Below are 21,623 nucleotides of genomic sequence, written 5' to 3'. Positions count from 1 at the left end.
GCGGCGCGCCGCCGCGCGCCGGTCACTTCGCGTCGCCCGGCTCGCCCGGCAGCGCGATGGAGATCTCGACCCGCCCCGCGGGCAGCTTGCTCTCTCCGAGCGCGGCGCCGGCGGGGTCGTGTTCGGCGTGCCCGACCGCGGACAGCCGGGCTCCTGGCAGCGAGCACGCGTCCTGGAGGGTCTGCGCGACGCTCGCCGCGCGGGCCGCGGAGAGCGCCCACGGCGTCGGATAGCCGCTCTGCAGTGCGGGCGACTCGAGGTCCGGAGGGCCGCTGACCGCGCCCACGCGGATCGGCGCCTGGCCGATGGCCGCGACGGCGCCCGCGACATGGCACAAGAGGACGCGGCCCTGCGGGCTCACGTCGAGCTTGTGGGGGAGGAACACCGCCGTCTCCGGGAGCGCGACGAGCGCCTGACCGTCCGCGACGGCGACGGCCGCGGTCCCCTTCTTGATCTGCTTGTCGAGCTTCCCTGCGAGCTCGGTCTTGAGCTGCTCGACCCGCGCGAGGCCCGATTTCTTGGCGTCCTCGGTCTGCCGTCGCTCCGCTTCGAGCTTCTCGACCTGCGCCGTCTTCTGCTGGAGCTCTCCGCGCACCTGGCTCAGCGTCTGTTCGAGGTCTTTGCCCCGCTGGTTCGACCTTCGCTGCTCCTCGATCAGGAGCAGGTGAGCGCGGCGGAGCGGAACGTAGTAGGCCGCCACGAACGTCGCGCTCGCGACGAGGAGGAGCGCCGGCACGAGCCGGACCCAGCGCCGGAAGCCGGACGATCCAGCGCTGTTGCTGGCCCCGACCTCATCCGCTGTGCTCATGAATGCCTCCATGCTCCGCCCCCATCGGCCGCGAGAATACCTACATGGCGAGGATCCCGCCAGCGCCACGGGTCGCGCCTCAATTCGCTGAAAAAATCCGTACCGTCTCGAAAGCGCGCCGCGCCGCATGTCGGTGTGTACAGGTGCGCTCGGACCGTGGCATCCTCACGCGCGCAAGGGAGGACTTTGTATGAAACCGCCGCCCCTTCCGGCCAGGCGTCCGGCGCCGCCCGCTTCAACTACCCGCTCTGCGCCGCCTGCTTCGACCATGCGCCCGGCGCCGCCTGCTTCGACCATGCGCCCGGCGCCGCCTGCTTCGACCATGCGCCCGGCGCCGCCCGCTCCGGCGACCGATGATCGCGAGAGCCTCTGGCACGTCGCGATCGCGCCCGACGACATCAAGGTGCTCACGTTGGAGAAGCTCGACGATCTGTTCCGGCTCGACGTCATCGACGAGTCCACGAAGATATGGAAGCCCGGGATGGCCACCTGGCAGCCGCTCGGCGTGGTGGCGGGGCTCGACTCGGACCCGCCGGCCGAGTCGGCGCGGGCCCCGGCTCCGGCGAGCACGGCGCGGCGGGTCCCGCCGCCGCCGCCCAGTCCTCCGTCGCGGAACATGGATTCCGATCATCCGACGCCGGTGGTGTCGAGCCTGTCGTCCATCATGTTTCCGACCTCACCCACGATGCCGATCGGGGAGCTGGACAGCTCGCCGCATCTGGTGACGCGGACCGAGGTGCAGGCGCCCCCGGCGGCGATCCTCGCGGCGTCCCGGCCGACGCCGCCGCCCGGGATGCCGGATCTGCGCGCCCCGCTGCTCATGATCCAGCCGGCCGAGGCGGTCGAGGCGCCGCCGCGCGCGCGTGCGCGCGACACGGGCCGTGCGCAGCGCCTGATGCTCGCGCTGTCGGTCGTGACGGGGCTGACGATGACGCTCTACCGCAATGACGTCCTCCTCGACGCGGCGCGCTCCGCGGGGCGGGAGGGCGTGTATCAGAAGATCGAGACCGCGCTCGGCGGCCCCGGGTTCGGGACCCCGCGCTCGATCGAGCCGCTCCGCGCGCCCGCGGAGCCGGCGCCCGCCAAGTAAGCGCGCGGCGCTCCTGCGCGTCTGAAACGAGCGGCGCTCAGCCCTCCCGACACGGCCCCCCAGAGAAGAAGACCGTCGAGGCGCGAAGGACGCCGGGAGAATCGAGCGATTCTCTCCTTGGCGTCCTTGGCGTCTTGGCGGTTTATCGTCTTCTCACCAGAACGCCTCGAACGAGAGAGCCACCAGGGCGCCAAGGGCGCCAAGAGAATGAAGAGAGAGGCTCCACGAGAAACGAGGCGAACAGCACCTGTCCAGCGTCACGTCGGCAGCTGTCCGCCTGCGGTTACGCGCGTTTGCCGACACGCCCTGACAGGATGGCGATGTCTTGCGGCTTGATCCCGTCCTTCGCGGCTCGAGCTCAACCTGTTTTTCTCATCAGCGTCGCGCCGATGCCAGCGCTCGAGCGCGCTGACGAGGGCCGCGAGGAGCCTGCCCAACGCTGCCCCGAGGCCAGGCGAAGGCTCGTCGCACAGCGTCGGCGCGACCGAGAGTCGCAGCCGGTCCTGGAGGATCTCCTGAGCGCGGCGAATGGATCGTGGATCCCGGCGGTCGAACCAGATGGCCTCGCCAAGCGACTCGTTGGCCTCGGGGCCCTGGTCCTCCGCGGGCCCGAGGTACAGGGTCACGGTGTGTCGTCCCAGCGTGGCTGGTGGATCGATCCGCATGTTCCTGGGGAACAGCTTGCCTCCGCGCTCGTGACAGATCGGTGGCGCAAGCGAAGACTCTCCGTTACAGCGCGGCGCTCGCCCCGCAGGTCGTGGAGCGCCGACGTCGCGACGTCAGTCGACGGAGAGCTCGACCGCCGTGTCGTCCGGGTACGTGAACCGCTGCTCGACGGTGAACGGCTCGCCGAGGGAGCATAGACCCTCGTCTTCACACGTGGCCGCGCCGAAGAGCTCGAAAGCGATCTTGAACGCTCCGGGCTGCACGGCGACCGCGCGCGGGCAGTCGTCGGCGAACGGATTGTCCGGCTGCGCCGCGCAGGCGATCGGCATCTGCTGGGTCTCGTACAGCAGGCCGCTCCAGGAGAACGTCGCGCTCTCGCCTGCGGCGATCTCGAACGTGCTCCCGCCGAAGCAGTCTTGCGGCCAGTCGTCTGCCGTCTGGACCTCGGACGTCGAATGCCCCTTCTGAGACACGTGAGCTGATCGAGGGGGGCGCGCGGGCGCGCGGGCGTCAGGGCGTCAGGGCGTCAGCGCAAAGCAGTAGATCCCGCCGTAACCGCCGCCGGCGCCGACGCTGGTCGAGCCCTGCTGCGGTCCCCCCGCGTCCACGAGGTTGACGCCCGGGGTGCACCCGGGCGCTTCGTGGGCCGACATCCAGTGGGCCATGTTGATGCCGCCCGGGCCGCCGCCGCCGAAGTTCCTCGGCCACGAGTGCCCGAGACGCGGTTTCGAGTTCCTGTCCGCTACGGCGCTCGTCCAATCGCTGCACGTGGCCGTCGGGCCATAGAGCCGCCCCTCCGCGTTGCTCCCGGTCAACGTGTCGTGGTTGTCCACCTCGGGCTGGCTCGGCTCGGGCTGGTGGTTGGGGACGCCGTCCTCGTTCGGCAGATCGTCGGCGACCGCCTCGTCGGCCCCGGAGGGGCGCTCGTTCAAGAGCTCTTCCTTGTTGTTGGCGACCAGCCGGCCGAGGCGGTCGTACCAAGGCCCCTCGCCGATCCGATCGATCGCGTCGACCTGCTTGCCGTCCTCGCCTGCCGCGGCGCTCAGGAACGCGCGCCACGTCTTGCTCCCCGCGCCCGGCAGGCTCTTCTCGGCGATCGTCGCGCAGATCTTGTCCGCGCCGCGGAGACCGGCGCCCGGGCCGGTCTCCCCGAAGCGGAGATCGCCCCCGAAGCCGTCCTGGGAGCCCGACAGCTCCCGCATGGCGGCGAGGCTGGTTACGAAGAAGCTGAACTTTTCGGTCGTACCGCCGCCGGTGGACGCGGTGGTGGTGCCGCCGCCGGTGGACGCGGTGGTGGTGCCGCCGCCGGTGGACGCGGTGGTGGTGCCGCCGCCGGTGGTCGCGGTGGTGCTGCCGCCGCCGGTGGTCGCGGTGGTGCCGCCGCCGCCGGTGGTCGCGGAGCCGCCGGAGCTCGACGACGCGCCGGTCGCTCCGTCGCTCGAGGACCCGGTGTCCGAGCCGGAGCAGCCGAGCGCGGGAGAGAGCAGCGCCAGGGTGAGGGGGAGCAAGGAGAGGGGGTAAGCGCGTTTCATGGTCTCGTTTCCTTGTCTTGGTAAGCTGGACTGTCGGTCGCGCCGCGATCGGCGAGGTTCACTGGCAGGTGAGATCGGGCTGGCAGGCTGGCCGTCGGGGCACTTTACGCTGTCGTTGCAGGAGGTGAGCCCCGCGCTCTCCACCGGTCGCTCGACCTGCGACGAGACGACCAGATCGACGAGCGGGCTCACGCCCTTGGCCTCCACGCCGGCGCGGCCTCCGCACCAAGGGGAGAATTTTACAATTCCCAGGCGTTCTCTGTGACATCTCGATGACGAAGTGGAGGTGTCGCAGGAACGGGCGTCAATCTTTTTTATGGGCGCCGCGCCCGCGCGTTCGAGGCGCGGCGCTTCGCCCGCGAGGCCATGGGGTCTCCCGTGCGACGTGGGACGGGGCTCCGTCCCAGATCGGGTGCACGCGTCGCGCGTTGCAGCACTCGTGACGTACCTCGGGCAGGATCGCGCGCAGGCGCTCGCTCTCGTTCCGGTCGGGGCCCCCATCGAAACGATTGAGATTTCTGCCGTGGCGCCTCGGCGTCGGAGAGGTCCTCACGGCGCCTCGTCGATTCATCTCTTCGCGTGCGAGCATCGCTATCGTGCGCTCGCCGCCAGCGACGGCTCGCTCCGAGGGTCGCCTCCGCGTCGCGCTCCGCGTCGCCATCGCGTGACGCGCTGCCCAGAGCAGCAACCTCCGTGCCACTGGACTCGTCGTCTCGGCCACGCGCTGTTACTGTGCCGGCGTCGTAAATCAACCTTGACAGTGCGGACGACCTCTGCGCTTGCTATAGTAAAGACCTTACCCTAATCGGGGGTCCAACTTACCGGAAGCCATGCGGTCCCCGGTAGATGCCGGAGCTTTGTCCAGCGCGTCCACCGCGCCTGGAGCGGTGGCATTTGGTCGGCAACGTCACTTGAAACGAAACAGTGAGGTAGTTCTATGTCGCTTGTTATCTCACGCGGCCCAGCTGTTTTCCTGGCTCAAGTTGGTTTGCTCGCCACGGCTTCGTTGGCCGTCATCGGGTGCGTCCAGGCGGATCCCCTGGACGAGCCGGTCGAAGCCGACGCCGCTGCCCTCTTCGCCCATGATTTCGACCATGACCATGACCAGACCGGCGCCGCCGACGACACGTCCTTCACGTCGCGCGAGATCACCCGGGGTTTCGAGTATCCGATGCGGCTCGTCTGGGGGCCGGACGACCACCTGTGGTTGACCGAGCGCACCGGAAAGCGCGTCGTCCGCGTGAGGCCGGAGGACGGCGTGCGGACCACGGCGATCACCATCTCGGAGGTGTACCAGGCGGGGGGTCAGGACGGCCTCCTGGCCCTGGCCCTGCACCCGGATTTGCTGAAGGGCAAGGGGAGAGACTACGTGTACGTCTCGTACACCTATGACGCCGATCCCGGCACGGAGGTGGACCGCAGGACGAAGATCCGACGCTACACGTATAACCCGGCGACCATGACGCTGGGGAGCCCCTTCGACGTGATCACGGGCCTGCCAGGGAGCGACGATCACAACTCCGCGCGGCTCCTGTTCGGCCCTGATCAGAAGCTCTATTACACGATCGGCGATCAGGGGAACAACCAGTTCGGCAGGAAGTGCATCCCGATCCGCGCGCAGGCTCTGCCCACGAAGGCCCAGGTCGCGGCGAAGGACTGGTCGACGTACGTCGGCAAGGTCCTGCGCTTGAACCTCGACGGCTCGATCCCGCACGACAACCCGCGGATCGACGGCGTCCGGAGCCATGTCTACTCGTACGGCCACCGCAACCCGCAGGGCCTCACGTTCGGTCGCGGCGGCAAGCTGTATGCGAACGAGCATGGGCCGAAGACCGACGACGAGCTGAACATCATCAAGCCCGGCAAGAACTACGGCTGGCCTCACGTCGCGGGTTATCAGGACAACCAGGCCTACACCTACGACAACTGGTCGGCCTCGAGCCCGACGCCGTGCGAGGAGCTCGCGTGGAACGACTACGAGGCCCCGCCCTCGGTCCCGCAGCAAGAGGAGAGCGCCTTCAGCCATCCGGACTTCAAGGAGCCGCTCCTCACCTTCTTCACCGTCGAGGACGACTACCAGTTCTTCGATCCGGCGTGCGGGTTCCTCCAGTACATGTGCTGGCCCACGATCGCGCCCTCGTCGCTCCACTACTACCCCACCGGGTGGCACGGCATCCCCGGGTGGGGGAACTCGCTCCTGATGACCAGCCTGAAGAAGGGCGCGCTCTACCGGGTGAAGCTGAGCCCGAACGGGAAGTCCGTTGTCGGCGAGCCCGTCGTCCACTTCGACACCACGAACCGCTACCGCGATCTCGCGTGGAGCCCGGACCGCCGGACGCTCTACGTCATCACGGACACCGCTGGAAACACGGGCGGGCCGAACGGCGGCGCCACGACGGCCCTGGAGAACCCGGGGGCGCTCCTCGAGTTCAAGTACACCGGCTCGCCCTGAGCCAGCGCCGGAGTCGCGGGCCCTGCGCCGGTGCGGCGTAGGCCCGCGACCGCGCCCGGTCCCGCGCTCGGAGATCCCGCTCGGCCCGCGCCTGGCCCCTCCCCTGCGCGGCCGCGGCTCACGCCAGGCGCTCGAGCTCCAGGGTTCCCGCGGAGCGGCCCCTCGACGATCGCCCCGCTCAAAGCGATGGCGATGCGCGCCGACCATGGCAGCATGCGTCGCACATTCCCCGTCGCACCGCTCCCGTGAACACGATTCCCGTCTGCACCGATCACGGGGCGTCGTCCCGTTATGCCATCATCGCGGTCCTCCACGAGGGTTCAGACACCCTTCTTTACCGGGCCGTGCGCGAGGACGACGGCCTCCCCGTGGTGCTCAAGGTCCTGCGACGCGACCACGCCGACGCTCGCGCCCTCGGGCGGCTGCGCCACGAGCGCGAGGTCGCCGCGGCGCTGAGCACGCCGGCCATCGCCAAGGTCTACGCGCTCGGATCGGCCGGCGGCCAGGCGGCGCTGATCCTGGAGGATTTCGGCGGCCGCTCGCTCGAACGGCTCCTCGGAGAGCCGATGCCGCTCGAACGCTTCTTCCCCCTCGCCCTGCGCCTCTCCGACGCGCTCGCCGAGCTGCACCGGCACCACGTCATCCACAAGGACATCAAGCCCCAGAACCTGCTCTACAACGCCGAGACCGGGCAGGTGAAGATCACCGACCTCGGGATCGCCTGCCTCTCGCCCCGGGAGCCCCAGGACGTCGTCCACCACGGGCTCATCGAGGGGACGCTGGCCTACATGGCGCCCGAGCAGACAGGCCGGATGAACCGCTGGATCGACGAGCGGACCGATCTTTACTCCCTTGGCGTCACCTTCCACGAGATGCTGACTGGCACCTTGCCGTTCCGGGCCGGCGATCCCGTCGCGTGGGTCTATTGCCACATCGCGAAGAAGCCGCCGGCGGCGCACGCGATCGTCCCCTCGATTCCCCCGCCCCTGTCCGCGGTCGTGCTCAAGCTGCTCTCCAAGGCCCCCGAGGAGCGCTACCAGAGCGCGCTCGGACTGCGGCACGACCTGGACGAGTGCTTCGCCCGGTGGCGGGCGAGCGGCGCCGTCCAGCCCTTCCCGCTCGGGCAGCGCGACCTCTCGGACCGGTTCCAGGTCCCGCAGCGGCTGTACGGGCGCGAGCGCGAGGTGGAGGCGTTGCTCGCCGTGTTCGAGCGGGTGGTGACGCAGGACCGGCCAGAGCTCGTGCTCGTGTCGGGCTATTCGGGCATCGGCAAGTCGTCGCTCGTCACCGAGCTGCACCGGCCGATCGTGAGGGAGCGGGGGTTCTTCCTCTGCGGCAAGTTCGATCAAACCACGAGGGACGTCCCCTACCGCGCTTTCCTTCAGGCGTTCCGGGCGCTCTTGCAGGAGATCCTCTGCGCGAGCGAGGAGCAGGTCGAGCGCTGGAGACAGCGTTTCCGGGATGCCCTCGGCCCCGACGGGAGGCTGCTCGCCGACGTGCTCCCCGGCCTGGAGCTGCTCCTCGGCCCACAGCCGCCCGTGCCCGAGCTCCCGTCCACCGAGGCCCAGAGCCGGCTGCTCGCGACGCTCCAGCGCTTCGTCGCGGCGACTGCCCGGAAGGAGCACCCCGTGGCGCTCTTCCTCGACGATCTGCAGTGGGCCGATGCGGCCAGCCTCCAGCTGCTCGAGCAGCTCGCCACCTACGCCGGATCCGAGCACCTCCTGCTGATCGGCGCGTACCGCGACAACGAGATCGGCCCCGCGCACCCGCTTCGGCTCACGCTGGCCGGGGCGCGGCGGCGCGGCGCCGCCGTCTCCGAGCTCGTCCTCGCGCCGCTCTCCGCCGCCCACGTCGGGGCGCTCGTCACCGAGACGGTCCACGCGCCCGAAGGGCAGGCCGAGCCGCTCTCGCGGCTGGTCTACGAGAAGACCGGCGGCAACCCGTTCTTCGTGCTGCAGTTCCTGATCGCGCTGCACGAGGAGGGGCTCATCACCTTGGACGCGGAGGCGGGCAGGTGGCGCTGGGACATCGCCGCGATCCGCGACAAGGGGTTCACCGACAATGTCGTCGACCTGATGGCGGGCAAGCTGAAGCGGCTCTCGGTCCCGACGCGGGAAGCGCTCACGCTCGCCGCGTGCCTCGGCAGCAGCCTCGACCTCGACACCCTCGCCATCGTCGCGGACCGCCCGGCGGCGGAGCTCCGCGACGCGCTCGAGGAGGCCGTGCGAGAGGGGCTGCTGCTCCGCCGGGGCTCTGGCTATCGCTTCCTCCATGACCGGGTGCAGCAAGCCGCTTACTCGCTTATTCCGTCGGGACAGCTCGCCGAGATGCACCTGGGGATCGGGCGGCTGCTCCTCGGGGCTCCGCGCGCGGAGGAGCGCGACGAGGCGCTCTTCGACGTTGTCGGCCATCTCAACCGCGGCGCTGCGCTCCTGCGTTGCCAGGCGGAGCGGGACGATCTCGCCGCGCTGAACCTCCGCGCCGGCAGGAAGGCCAAGGCCGCCGCGGCGTTCCAGTTCGCCGCCGAGCTCTTCGCCGCGGGCCTCTCGCTGCTCGCGCCGGCCTCGTGGGAGACGCAGCACGAGCTGACCTTCGACCTGGCCTTCGAGCGCGCGCACGTCGTGTACATCACCGGCGGCTTTGACGAGGCCGAGCGGCTCCTGCAAGAGCTCATGGGCCGCGCGAGGACCCGGAGCGAGATGGCCGCCGTCGTCGAGCTCGTCGTCGCGCAGAATGTCACCCGCGCGCAATATGCACGCGCGGTGGAGATCGGGCTCTCATGGCTCCGCACCTACGACATCGATCTGCCGCTCCACCCCTCAGGCGCACAGATTGACGAGAAGACCGAGAGCGTCTGGCAGGCCCTGGGCGATCGGGCGATCGAGGACCTGATCGATCTGCCCCCCATGACGGACCCGGAGATCGAGATCACGATGGGCGTGCTGCAGGGGGTGTCCCTCCCTGCGGTCTACGTGGACGCGGACCTTCACGTTCTCATCGTCCTGCGCATGGTCCAGCTCAGCTTGCGCCACGGCAACGCCGGGCACTCCGCTCGCGCGTACACCGGCTTCGCGAGGGTGCTCGGCCCGAAGTTCGGGCGATACCAGGAGGCCGATCGGTTCGGCAAGCTCGCCTACGACTTGGCGGGCAGGAGCAGTTCCCTCACCACGAAATCGGTGGTGTTCACCATCTTCGCATACCATGTCGCCTTCTGGACACGCCACTACCGAGAGACGCATCCGTACGCGCGCGCCGGCTTCAGCGCCGCGGTCGAGTCCGGGGATCTGAACATGGCGTGCATCAACTGCGGCTGGGCCGCGCTGTTCCCGCTGCTCTCTGGCGAGCCGCTGGAGGACGTGCTTCACGAGACCGACGAGCGCCTCGGCTTCGTGCGCAGGGCCGGTGACGCGTTCGCACACGGCACCCTCCTCATCGCCCACGCCACGATCCAGACGCTGCGCGGGAGGCCGGTCCGCTTCTCGATGCTGGACGGGTCCGATCTGGATCCGCCGGCCTTCGAGGCGCAGCTGGAGGGGGTGCTGCGGACCATTCGCTCTGTCTATTACTGCTTGAAGGCGCAGGCGCTCTTCGTGCTCGGCTCTCCCAGGGAGGCGTCCGCGGTGGCGACCCGCATGATGGTCGAGCACCCCCTCAGGACCGAGCCGCACGCCCTCATCGCCGAGAACTTCTATTACCTCGCGCTCTCGCTCGCGGCCCTGTGCGACGAGGCGCGAGCATCCCCGCTCGGGGCGCTCCCCGCGCAGCTCCTCGACTGCGAGCGGCAGCTCGGCGAGTGGGCCAGGAGCTGCCCCGACAATTTCCTCCACAAGCACGCGCTGGTCCGCGCCGAGATCGCCCGGCTCCGAGGGCACGACCCGGAGGCCGCCCGGCTCTACGAGCAGGCCATCGCGTCGGCGCGGGAGGGCGGCTTCGTCCAGCACGAGGCCATCGCCTGCGAGCTCGCCGCGGGGTTCTACCGCGCGCGCGGCCTGTCCACACCCGAAGGCGCCTACCTGCAAAAGGCCCGCGCTGGCTTCTCTCGCTGGGGCGCCCACGCCAAGGTGGAGCAGCTCGACCAGCGCTATCCCCATCTCGTCGACCGCAAGCCGATCGCGCCCACCGTCACCTTCGCCGTGCGGGCCGAGCAGTTCGACGTCCTGTCCGTGGTCAAGGCCTCGCAGCGCATCTCCGGCGAGCTCAAGCTCCCGCGCCTGCTCGAGATGCTGCTGCGCATCGTGGTCGAGCACGCGGGCGCCGAGGTGGGATGCGTGCTCCTGGTCCGGGGTGAACACGCGTGGACCGCGGCGATCGAGGCGCCGAGCGGCGCGGTGCGGCTGCTCGGCGCGGACGAGGCGTCTTCGGCCGCGCTGCCGCAGTCGGTCCTCAACTATGTTCGCCGCAGCCACGAGCGCGTGCTGCTCGACGACGCCGCCGCCCGGCACCCGTACATGGAGGACGAGTATTTCAGGCGCAGGCGCCCGAGATCGCTGCTGTGCCTCCCGATCGTGCGCCAGGACCGGCTGCTCGGCCTGCTCTACCTCGAGAACAACCTCGTCACCGGCGCCTTCACCCCCGGGCGGCTCAGCGTCGTCGAGCTGCTCGCCTCGCAGTCGGCGATCTCGCTGGAGAACGCCCTGCTCTATGCCGAGCTGGAGCAGGAGAACGCCGAGCGACGGCGGGCGGAACAGGCGCTGAAGACCAACCAGCAGATCCTCCAGGCCATCATCGACAACTCACCGGCGTCCATCTACGTCAAGGATCACCGAGGCCGGCATCTGCTCGCCAACCGGCACGTGAGCAGCACCTTGCGCCTGCCGTCCGAGCAGATCGTCGGCAAGACGATCGCCGATGTGTTCGCCGCTCCGCTCGCCGCGGCCATCGAAGACCACGACCGGCGGGTGCTCGCCGCGGGCGTGCCGATGGAGTGGGAGGAGGAGGTGCCGCTGGAGGACGGGCTGCACACCTTCCTGTCGGTCAAGTTCCCTCTCGGCGAGGGGCCGACGCCCTCCGCGCTCTGCGGCATCTCCACCGACATCACGGAGCGCAAGCGCGCCGAGCGGGCCGAGCGCTTCCTGGCCGAGGCGAGCCGCAGGCTGATGGCCCTCGGCTACAGCGCGACCCTCGAGAGCGTGGCGCAGCTCGCGGTGCCCGAGCTGGCTGACCAGTGCGTCATCGAGGTCGACCTCGCCCGCGGCGGCCTGGGACACACGGTGACCGCAGGGGTGCCCGCCGAGCTGGCCGACGCGGTCGTGGACGCGCTGCGGCCCCTGGCAGCGGCGTCGCTCGACCGGCCCGAGGTGGGCGACCTCCGCGCCGCGCCCCTGCTCCAGCAGCTCGAGCTCCACGCGTTCCTCCGGGTCCCGCTGGTCGCGCGCGACCGGTGCTTCGGGGTCATGACCCTCCTCTCGACCACGCCCCGGCGCCGCTACGGCCCCGCCGACCTGCGGCTGGCCGAGGAGCTCGGGTACCGCGCGGCGCTCGCGCTCGACAACGTCCGTCTGTTCGCCGACGCCCAGGAGGCCATCGCGCGGAGGGATGAGTTCCTCGTCGTCGCCTCCCACGAGCTCAAGACGCCGCTGACCTCGCTGCAGCTGCAGACGCAGCGCGTCGAGCTGCTCTTGCGTCGCCACCAGCGCGCGGAGCTCACCCCGGAGCGGATCGAGGGGGCGCTCCGCGTCTTCCATCGTCAGCTCGCGCGGCTCGGACACCTCGTGAACGAGCTGCTCGACGTCACGACGCTGAACGCCGGGCGGCTGACGCTCGCGCGGGCGCCCGTCGGTCTCGCGGAGCTGATCCGCGACGTGATCGAGCGGCTGAGCCAGCAGCTCGCCGACGCAGGCTGCCGGACCGAGCTCGATCTGGACGAGCCCGTGATCGGGCGCTGGGACCCGTCTCGCGTGGAGCAGGTCGTGCTCAACCTCCTGTCGAACGCGATGAAATACGGCTCCGGCGGCCCCATTCACGTCAGCATGCGCCAGCGGGAAGGCCGCGCCATGCTGGCGGTCCGAGATCACGGGATCGGGATCGCGGAGGCGGATCAGGCCAGGATCTTCGAGCGCTTCGAGCGCGCGGTGTCGGTCTGCAACTTCGGCGGCCTCGGCCTCGGGCTGTATATCGCGCGCTGCATCGTGAGCGCGCATGGCGGATCCATCCGCGTGGAGAGCCAGCCGGGCGCCGGCGCGACGTTCATCGTGGAGCTCCCGCTGAGCCCCACAGAGGCGGACGAACGCTTCGCCGAGCCTGGACTGGAACGCCGAACGGGTTGAGACCCCGAGACAATGAACCACCGAGGCACAGAGGACACAGAGGAAGAGGAGAGAGAGCTCAGGATTTTTTCTTCATCTCTGTGTCCTCTGTGCCTCTGCGGTTCCAATCTCTTCATTCTCGGGCTCCTCGGGCGCAACCGTCACCGCGCGGGTACGCCGGCCGGCAACCCCGGGGGCATCGGCATTTCGCCGGCCGTGATGGACACGGCCGCCCCGCGCGAGAGCCCGAGCGTCACCTGCGTCCCCGCGGGGACGGTGGAGAGCGGCCGGTAGAGATACGCCATCTTCCCGCGGACATCGTGGCCATCGACGGACACGATCGCGTCGCCCACCTGGAGGCCCGCCCGCGCGGCGGGCCCTCCGGGGCGCACCTCGCTCACCTCCAGGGTCTGCGCGGGCAGATCCATGGCGAACGCGTCCTTGATCGAGAACCCGAGATCGCCGGGCGGATTCTCCGGCCCGACGCGGCGCTTCGCCATGACGACGCGCCCCACGTCGGTCGCCGCGCCCGGCTGCGCGTCCACCGGGAGCACGGCGATATCGTAGGGTGAGCCCATCGGATCGGACGGCGCACAGACGAGCATGATGGGCCCGGAAGGGGCCTGATTCACCTCGAAGCGCCCCGCCTCGTCCGTGCGGATCTCCTGCTGGAAGCTGCCCGGGCCCACGGACGGCCCCCCCTTGCGAGGATAGACGTTGATCCGCACCCCGGCGATCGGCGCGCCGCCGTCGAGCGACACCACCTGCCCTGTCAACGAGGCGCGCGGCGCCAGCGCGAGCACCACGCCGCTCCGCTGCTCCCCTGGCGCGAGCGCGATGTCCACGGACGCCGTCCCTTCCTGCGTCTCGGTGGAGAGCTCGTATTTCCCCTCCGGGAGGTCGCTGATCGTGAATGCGCCTCCCGTGAAGGCGAAGGTCTCGGCGCGGAAGAGCGCCGCTTCCCGCTCGAGCGCGCGGACGGTGAACTGCTCGGGGACCTTCCCGGACGGCACCGAGAGGGTGCCCGAGATCGCGCCGGCCGGCTTGAGGGTGAGGGTCACGCTGTCGCCGGTGTGGACGTGCTCGGCGAAGGCCTCGCCCCCTCCCTTGCGGTACGCGTGGACCGTGTAGGTGCCCTGGGGCAGGCTCCCGACGACGAACTTGCCCTCGGGATCGGTGAGCACCGGCGATTGCGCGAAGGCGCCCCACCGCGCCCTGCCCTGGTTGCTCGCCCCCGGCGGGCTCGCGCCCCCGAGCTCGCGCTCGGCGTGGACGAAGGCGTCCGTCACCGGCTCGCCGATGTCGTCCACGACGCGCCCGTGAATCTCGCCGTTCCGGCGCTCCACGACCAGCGTGACGCGCGCGCTCGCCCCCGCCTCCACGCGCGCGGCGACCGCCTGCGGCGCCCCGCCGAGCGCGCCCGGGCCTGGCGGCGGCAGCGCCGGCGGCGCGTCGCTGGCCGAGACCCGGTAATCGCCCGGCGGGAGCCCCCGCACCGCGAAGCTCCCGTCGTCGAGCGATCTCGCCATCCCGCCCGCGGGCGGCCGCATGGGCCCCATCGCCGCGCCCGGCGCCCCCATGTCCGGCGGAGTCCCCAGGATCGAGACGTTCACGCCCGCGACGGGCTTCCGGTCCTCGTCGACGACGATCCCCTCGATCGCGCCCCCGCGGTCGACAACGATCGTCACCTCGGGGGCGCGCTCGTCGCGGAGCTCGACCTCGACGGGCGCGGGCTCGGCATGGCTCACCGGGCGCGTCATGATCATGTACTTCGCGGGCGCGAGCCCCTTCAGCGCGAAGGTCCCGTCGGCCTCGGTCCGGGCGGCCGCTCCGGTGGCGCCTCGGGCTCCCATCATCGCGGGCGCGTACGCGTGCACGGCGGCGAGGACCGGGTTCTGGTCGCGGTCCACGACCCGGCCGCGGATCGCCAGGCCGGCGCGCACGGTCCACACGAGGTCTTCGACGTCGGCGTCCCCCACCTCCACGACCGGGTACGTCGGCTCTGCCACGTGGTCGGCGCAGGCCACGAGCACCTCGTAGGAGCCGCGGACCACGGCCTCGAAGAGCACCGAGCCGTCGCCCTCGATGGCGGCGCTCTGGATCCCGGTCTGCCCCGGGCTCATCAGGGCGACGTTGCCGCGCTTGCAGGGCGCGCCGTCCGGCGCGACGTCCACGCGGCCCGCGACGACGGGCGCGCGGTGGACCTCGATCACCACCTCGCGCGAGGTCTGGCCCAGGCCGAGGAGCACGCTCTCGCGCGCCTGGCCGAGCTTGCCGAGCGCGCGGGCGACCAGCCGGTAGCGCCCCGGCGCGAGCCGCTCGACGCGGAAGCGCCCCTCCGCGTCGCTGCGCGCCGCGGGCATACCGTGCATCGGCCCCCACGCGCCCTCGCCGTCGACGGAGATCGTCGCCCCCTCGACCGGCGTCCCGGTGCCTGCCTCGACGACCCGCCCGACGAGCGCGGACGCCGGCGTCAGCAGGAGCTTGAGCGAGGGCCCCGGCGCCACGCCGTCCCTGAACGCCTCGGCGTAGCCGTCGGCCTGAGCGCGCGCGAAGTAGGGCCCCTCGTCGATCCACGCGGCGTAGCGGCCCTCGGCGTCGGACCTCGCCACCACCGAGCCCATCCCTGGCTCGAGCCAGTCGAGCGTGACCAGCGCGCCGGAGATGGCGCCGCCGCCGATGTCCTCGACCTGCCCCCGGACCTCGACCCCGCCGGCCGGGAGGACCAGATCGACGCCGGCGCGCGCCTCGCCGGCGCCGAGCTCGATGAACGGCGTGCGGGCGGCGTCGGGCGAGGCGTGGCGCGCCGGGCGGTGATGCGGCGCCGAGGCGGTGATCGTCCAGCGCGCGGGCGGCAGGCCGGAGAGCGCGTAGCGGCCGTCGTCCGCGGAGGGCGCGCACACCGGCTCGCGCGCCTCCGCGGGCGGCGGCGCGCCCGGCGCGGCCGGCTCGACGGCGGCGCAGACCAGGGCGCCGGCGACCGGCGCGCCCGCGGGCTCGGCGACGCGGCCGGCGATGCTCCCGGGCTCGCGCGGCTTTGGCTCAATGGCGCGCCGGCGCGCCTTTCCCGCGGCCGGCGCCGCGCTCGCGGGCGGAGGCGCGGCGCTGCTCGGCGGCGCCGGGGTGGAGCGGGAGCAGGAGGAGCGGACGAGGAGAACCAGGAAGGCGAGCCAGAGCACGCCGAGCACGCCCATCGTCTTGGTCCAAGGTCGCTTCATCGGGCTTTCTCCGGGGCGATCGCGAGGGCCGCCAGGGTAGGGCACGAGAAGCGAGCGGAGCACGAAGAGCACGTCGCCGGCGCGGAGGCTCCTTCGTGATGCCGTCCACGCGCACCGCCGCGGCGTCGCGGGGGCTGCGGAACGCTCGCTGCGGCGCCTCGTCGTCGATACCGTTTGTCAGGGGCGGAGCGCTGGCGCACGATTCGACCGAGGCAGGGACGACGTGAAGCCATCGGCGAGAGCAGAGAAGCCCGAAGCGCAGGGGCCTGCGGCGCGGGGCGTGCGCGCCGACGCCCAGCGCAACCTCGACGCGCTGCTCGAGGCGGCCAAGGCCGTCTTCGGCGACAAGGGCGTGGACGCGCCCGTGCGTGAGATCGCCGCGCGGGCCGGCGTCGGCGTCGCGACCGTCTACCGTCACTTCCCGCAGCGCTCCGACCTCGTCGCGGCGGTGTTTCGACGCGAGGTCGACGCATGCGCCGCCGCCGCCCCCGCGCTTTCGCGCGAGCACGAGCCGGTCGAGGCGCTGGCGCGTTGGCTTCGCCGATACACGAGCTTCATCGCGACGAAGCGCGGGCTCGCCGCGGCCCTGCACTCCGGAGACCCTGCCTTCGACGCCCTGCCGGCGTACTTCCGGCAGCACCTCGAGCCGGCCCTCCAGTCGCTGCTCGACGCGGCGGTGAGCGCGGGTCAGGTCCGCGCCGACGTCGAGCCGTACGAGCTGTTGCGCGCGGTCGGCAACCTCTGCATCGCCACCGGTGAGGACGGAGCTCTCCACGGTCGGCGCATGGTCGACCTGCTGATCGACGGGCTGCGCTACGGCGCCCCGGGGGCGGGTCTCGCTCCGGGAGAGCGACGCCGCGCGCGCTGAAGAGGCGCGACGACGTTCTGCGCCAGCCGTGGCGCCTGGGGAGCGGCGGCGACGCCGAACAGGTTGGTGTCGAACACCGCGCGCGGCGCATCGAGGGATGCGTTGCTCACGAGGGGCGACTTGGTGTGAGCCGTGAGGCTCCCGTTGATTTCGGACTAGCCCGACGCGAATGCGCGCTGTCTTGTGCGCGAGTTGCTCCGGGTCCGATCACGCGCACGCGGGTGGTGGCCGGATTTGAACATGAAGGCGGGAAGGCGGGAAGGAAAGATCAATGATCTTCCTGCCTTCCCGCCTTCATGGGAATCGCTCCGGGGCAAATTGGGCCACCACCCGCACGCGCACGGGAGGCGGGAGGTCCGAGGCTCGCGACGGAGCGGTCGTAAGGCAGAATACGCGATTTCGCGCACATGGGCTCCCAATGCCTCAGATGGGGACCTCGCCCACGATCAGGGTATCTGCCGCGCTCGTCTTCATGCTCTCATGAAAGGAACCAAGAAAGGTCCGGTGTAACGAGATGCGCGTGTTGTCTTCCTTGACCGTGGGGCACCTGCTCCTGCGGCTCTCCTTGCTCCTGTCCGCCGTCGCCGGAACCGCCTGCGGCGCCGATTCGCCGCCGGTGGAAGGGGAAGACCTCCCGTCGTCGGCATCGTCCGGTGGGGAGGGCGGCACCGCGGGCGCCGGCGGGCTGGGCGGCGGCGGCGATGCCAGCGGCGGGGGCGGCGCCGGCGGGCTGGGCGGCGGCGGCGGCCAAGGCGGCCAGGGTGGCGCCGGTGGTCAAGGCGGAGACGGCGGCCAGGGCGGCGCCGGCGGCCAGGGCGGCACCGGCGGCCAAGGCGGCGCCGGCGGCCAGGGTGGCGCCGGCGGCCAAGGCGGCACCGGCGGCCAAGGCGGCGCCGGCGGCCAGGGTGGCGCCGGTGGCCAAGGCGGCGCCGGCGGCCAGGGTGGCGCCGGTGGCCAAGGCGCTGGCGGCGAGGCCGGCTCCGGTGGCTCCGGCGGCGAGGCCGGCTCCGGCGGCTCCGGCGGCGGCGAGGACGTCCCCCCGGTGCGCGTCCGGCTCATGGCCGCGAACCTCACGAGCGGAACGCGCCAGAGCTACGACCCCGGCCACGGCCAGCGCATCATGCAGGGGGTCAGACCGGATATCGTCCTGCTCCAGGAGCTCAACTACGGCACCAACGGCGCGGACGCGCTCCGCACCTTCGTCGACGACACCTTCGGCAGCGCGTTCAGCTACTACCGCGAAGCGGGCGCGCAGATCCCGAACGGCATCGTGAGCCGGTATCCGATCCTCGAAGCCGGCGAGTGGGAGGACAGCGAGGCGCCCAACCGGGACTTCGCCTGGGCGCGCATCGACATCCCCGGGCCGATCGACCTCTGGGCCGTCAGCGTGCACTTCCTGACCGCCAGTTCGAGCGTGCGCCAGGCCGAGGCGCGGCAGCTCGTCGAGCGCCTCCGCGAGCGCATGCCCGAGGGCGATTACCTGGTCATCGGCGGCGACTTCAACACCGACACCCGGACAGAGCCGTGCATCTCGGCCCTGTCGGAGGTCGTCGTCACGTCCAGCCCCTACCCCGCCGACAGGAACGGCGACACCGATACGAACGCCGGCAGGAGCAAGCCGTACGACTGGGTGCTCGTCGACACCGACCTGGATGCGCACGAGACCGCCGTCGTGATCGGCGAGAGCAGCTTCGCGAACGGCCTCGTGGCGGACACCCGCGTCTACACGCCGATCGCGGAGCTCAGCCCCGCCCTCGCGACCGACAGCGGCGCCGACCAGATGCAGCACATGGGCGTCGTGCGCGACTTCTTGATCCCCGTGGACGCGTCCCCCGTCGATCCGACGCCGGGCACGGCCGCCGTCTTCCTCAACGAGATCCTCGCCAACGAGCCCGAGAGCGTCACGGCCAGCGAGTTCGTCGAGATCGTGAACCTCGGCGCGTCGGCCGCCGACCTCGGCGGGTGGACGCTCTCCGACCGCGTGTCGGTGCGGCACACCTTCGCCGCCGGGACGACGCTCGCGCCCGACGCGGCCATCGTGGTGTACGGCGGCGCGACCGCCGTGCCCCCCGGCGCGAGCTGGGCCGTGGCCGCGTCCACGGGGCGCCTCGAGCTCACCAACGCGGGCGACACCGTGACGCTCAAGGACGCGTCCGGCGCCACCGTGGACGCGATGACCTACGACGCGACCCTCTCCATCGACGGCGTCTCGATGAACCGCGACCCCGACGCCACCCCGGGAGAGCCCTTCGCGCTGCACACCGCCCTCGCCGCGAGCGACAGCTCGCCCGGCACGCGCGTGGACGGCTCGCCGTTCTGAGCCGCGGCGGCCCGCCGGGCGCCGCCCCCCGCCGCGCCCGGCAGCGGCCGCCGCGCCCGGCGGGCCGCCGCTGCCGGGCCCAGAGCGCGCCCGCGCTCAGTTCCAGAGCCGCGCGACGAGGCCGTACGTGGGGAATGTCTGCCGCGTGCCGGCCACGAGCAGCTTGCCGTCGGCCGAGACCGTCATCGACTGCACGGCGTTCTCCTCGCCGAGGAACACCGTCTGCACCCCGCCCTCGCCGAACGTCGGATCGAGCGCGCCGTCGGGCAGGAAGCGCGCGAGCGTGGGCCGGCTGGCCGCGAATTCCCCCACGTTGCCGGCGACCACGATGCGGCCATCGAGCTGGAGCGCCATGTCGACCGCCGCGCCGCCCGGGACCCCGGCGAGCGCTTGCCCGTCCTCCCCGAAGGTCTCGTCGATCGTGCCGTCCGCCTCGAAGCGCACCACGAGATAGTCGCTCGAGCCCGCCTCCTCGCTCCGCGCGGCCACGAGGATGCGGCCGTCGGGCTGGACGGCCATCGCGACCGGCTCCTGAAGGCCGGCGCGCTTCACCTGCATCATCCCGAGGCCGCCGATCGCGCCTTCCGCGGTGAGCTCCAGCAGCACGAGGTCCCGATCGCCGCCGTCCTCCACCCAGCCGGCCACCAGCGTCGAGCCGCGCGCGCCCGCCGCGAGCGCCGTGCCCGCGCTCGCGCCCGGGCTGCCCATGAACGGGACGGTCCACCCCTCCGCGCCGAAGTCGCGGTCGAGCCACCCGTAGGTGGGGTTGATGGCCGCCACGAAGAGCTGGCCGTCGCGCTGGCCGGTCACGAGGAGCCGCTCCGAGGCCGACAGATCCATGGCCGCGACGCGCTCCTCGCCGCCGAGATCGATCAGATCCATGCCCGTATTGGCCGAGTCGACGCGGTCCAGGGTCCCGTCGTCGCGGTAGCGGAGGAAGGCGATGTCGTCCGTCGTGTCTCCGGGGGCGTAGCCGACGAGGAAGACGGAGCCGTTCAGGAGCCGCGTGATCCCGCGGAGTTCCTGGTACTTCGTGCACCCGCAGAAGCGCTCCGACACGCCGCCGCCGCCCGCGAAGGACGGGTCGGCCGCGCCGTCGCCGAGCAGGCGGAAGCCCTCGAGGCGGGCCCCGCCGAGGCCGTCGATGCTGTTGCCGGCGGTGAGGATCTTCCCCTGCGCCGTCTGCCGGAGGTCGTAGAGGCCCCCGCCGTCGGAGCCGAGGTTCCAGGCGGAGATGCCCGCCTCGCCGAAGCTCTCGTCGAGCGTGCCGGGCTTTCCCGTGACCACGGCGCGCACGGTGTCGGTGCGCACGGTCCCGCCGGAGGTCGCGATGAGATCGAGGTCGAACGCGGTGCCCAGCGTGAGCGCGCCGGAGGCGCCGACCTCCAGCCGGCCCGCGCTGCTGCCCGGCGGGATGGTGATCGCCTTCGCGACGAGGCCCGGGGGCGGCGCCTGCACGTCGACCTCGACCGGCCCGTCGAAGCCGCCGATCCGGGTGATCGCGACATCGACGTGATTGACGCCGTTGTAGGGCACGTTGACCCCGGTCGACTGGATGGCGAACGTGAAGTCGCCCTGGGCCTGGCCCCCCTGCCCTCCGCCCCCCTCGGCCGGCCCCCCGCCGTTCGTCGAGGCCGAGGCCGAGGACGACGACACGCTGGCGCCGCCGCCGCCCGCGCCCGGGTCGAGCGACACGTCCTCGATGCCGAGGAGCGCCTCGCAGCCGAGGAGCGCCGCGGCGCCCCCGAGGAGGGCCGTGCGGGCGATGGAGGCCAGGAAGACGGTGGTTCGGCGGGGTGTGCGGTTCACGGCATCGAGCAGGCTAGGCCACCGGCGCCACCGCGTCGAGACGGCGGCCGCGGCGCTCGCGCTCGGGGGCGCTCGCGCGGGCAGCCTGACGTGCCCCATCCGGGCCCCTGACCTGCTCCGCCGGCGCCGTGACATGTCACGGCGCCGGCGGAGCAGCAGCGACATGATCGCCGGCGCCCGGCCCCGCTCGCGCCGCAGCTCACGGAGGTCGTCGACGGGGATCCGTAGGAGTTTCGATTGAAGGTCACCGACCTGGTCCAGCCCGGGACGAACCAGCTCTCCTTCCGTGTGAACCACCATCTCATCTCGGATCCCGGGCTCCAGGTGGAGGTCGAGGACCTCCGGGTCATCGAGCCGCGAGCCGGGCGCCGCGCGCGGCTCCGCCCGAGCGCACCGCCACCCGAGACGGAAGCCACCATGATGAAAAAAAACGCAAGCAATGCAGTGAGGCGGAGCGCGCCGGAGTCGAGCCGGAGCCTCCGTGTCAGCCCGAGGCGAGCGTCGCGATTCACCCTTGACGCCGGCAAACCGCTTTGGTCTTGCTTCTCCCTGGCCCCCTCCACTGGAAAGGCTGATGCAGATGACGCCTCCTTCGGAAAATGAGATTTCAAATCG

At 71.6% G+C, this 21,623-nt stretch carries 10 protein-coding genes; 5 read left to right on the top strand and 5 right to left on the bottom strand.

What is annotated here, in order from left to right:
• Positions 1 to 22: 22 nt before the first annotated feature.
• The gene (locus WME98_RS29585) at positions 23 to 808 is read right to left on the bottom strand and encodes a hypothetical protein (RefSeq protein WP_437945079.1); all 786 of its coding nucleotides are present in this window, start codon (positions 806 to 808) and stop codon (positions 23 to 25) included.
• A 322-nt stretch (positions 809 to 1,130) separates the two neighbouring features.
• Here WME98_RS29585 and WME98_RS29580 point away from each other — a divergent pair, with 322 nt between their 5' ends.
• Entirely contained in the window at positions 1,131 to 1,898 is a 768-nt protein-coding gene (locus WME98_RS29580) for a DUF4339 domain-containing protein (protein WP_437945078.1), read from the top strand.
• Positions 1,899 to 2,677: 779 nt separating this feature from the next.
• On the opposite strand, the gene WME98_RS29575 is transcribed toward WME98_RS29580, so the two are convergent.
• Together WME98_RS29575 and WME98_RS29570 are read right to left on the bottom strand one after the other, a co-directional pair.
• Entirely contained in the window at positions 2,678 to 3,037 is a 360-nt protein-coding gene (locus WME98_RS29575; RefSeq protein WP_437945077.1) for a hypothetical protein, read from the bottom strand.
• 45 nt (positions 3,038 to 3,082) lie between these two features.
• A complete protein-coding gene (locus WME98_RS29570) occupies positions 3,083 to 4,096 on the bottom strand; it encodes a hypothetical protein (RefSeq protein ID WP_437945076.1) in 1,014 nt (337 codons plus the stop codon).
• 988 nt (positions 4,097 to 5,084) lie between these two features.
• On the opposite strand from WME98_RS29570, the gene WME98_RS29565 reads away from it, so the two are divergent.
• Both WME98_RS29565 and WME98_RS29560 read left to right on the top strand, forming a co-directional pair.
• On the top strand, positions 5,085 to 6,548 hold the full coding sequence (locus WME98_RS29565) for a glucose/sorbosone family PQQ-dependent dehydrogenase (RefSeq protein ID WP_437945075.1): 1,464 nt from the start codon (positions 5,085 to 5,087) through the stop codon (positions 6,546 to 6,548).
• 245 nt (positions 6,549 to 6,793) lie between these two features.
• The gene (locus tag WME98_RS29560) at positions 6,794 to 12,814 is read left to right on the top strand and encodes an AAA family ATPase (protein ID WP_437945074.1); all 6,021 of its coding nucleotides are present in this window, start codon (positions 6,794 to 6,796) and stop codon (positions 12,812 to 12,814) included.
• A gap of 140 nt (positions 12,815 to 12,954) precedes the next feature.
• Here WME98_RS29560 and WME98_RS29555 read toward each other — a convergent pair whose 3' ends face one another.
• Entirely contained in the window at positions 12,955 to 16,011 is a 3,057-nt protein-coding gene (locus WME98_RS29555; RefSeq protein WP_437945073.1) for a carboxypeptidase regulatory-like domain-containing protein, read from the bottom strand.
• 223 nt (positions 16,012 to 16,234) lie between these two features.
• Here WME98_RS29555 and WME98_RS29550 point away from each other — a divergent pair, with 223 nt between their 5' ends.
• Positions 16,235 to 16,879: a TetR/AcrR family transcriptional regulator gene (locus WME98_RS29550; RefSeq protein ID WP_437945072.1), complete on the top strand. Its 645-nt coding sequence runs from the start codon at positions 16,235 to 16,237 to the stop codon at positions 16,877 to 16,879.
• Positions 16,880 to 17,399: 520 nt separating this feature from the next.
• Positions 17,400 to 19,199, top strand: coding sequence for a lamin tail domain-containing protein (locus WME98_RS29545; protein ID WP_437945071.1), 1,800 nt, complete (start codon positions 17,400 to 17,402; stop codon positions 19,197 to 19,199).
• A gap of 96 nt (positions 19,200 to 19,295) precedes the next feature.
• On the opposite strand, the gene WME98_RS29540 is transcribed toward WME98_RS29545, so the two are convergent.
• The gene (locus WME98_RS29540) at positions 19,296 to 21,008 is read right to left on the bottom strand and encodes a delta-60 repeat domain-containing protein (protein ID WP_437945070.1); all 1,713 of its coding nucleotides are present in this window, start codon (positions 21,006 to 21,008) and stop codon (positions 19,296 to 19,298) included.
• Positions 21,009 to 21,623 lie beyond the last annotated feature (615 nt).

It is taken from the genome of Sorangium sp. So ce296 (genome assembly GCF_051529605.1).
GTDB classification, from domain to species: domain Bacteria; phylum Myxococcota_A; class Polyangia; order Polyangiales; family Polyangiaceae; genus Sorangium; species Sorangium cellulosum_D.
The sequence above is the reverse complement of the archived record's forward strand: the minus strand, read 5'-3'. Positions and strand labels throughout refer to the sequence as shown.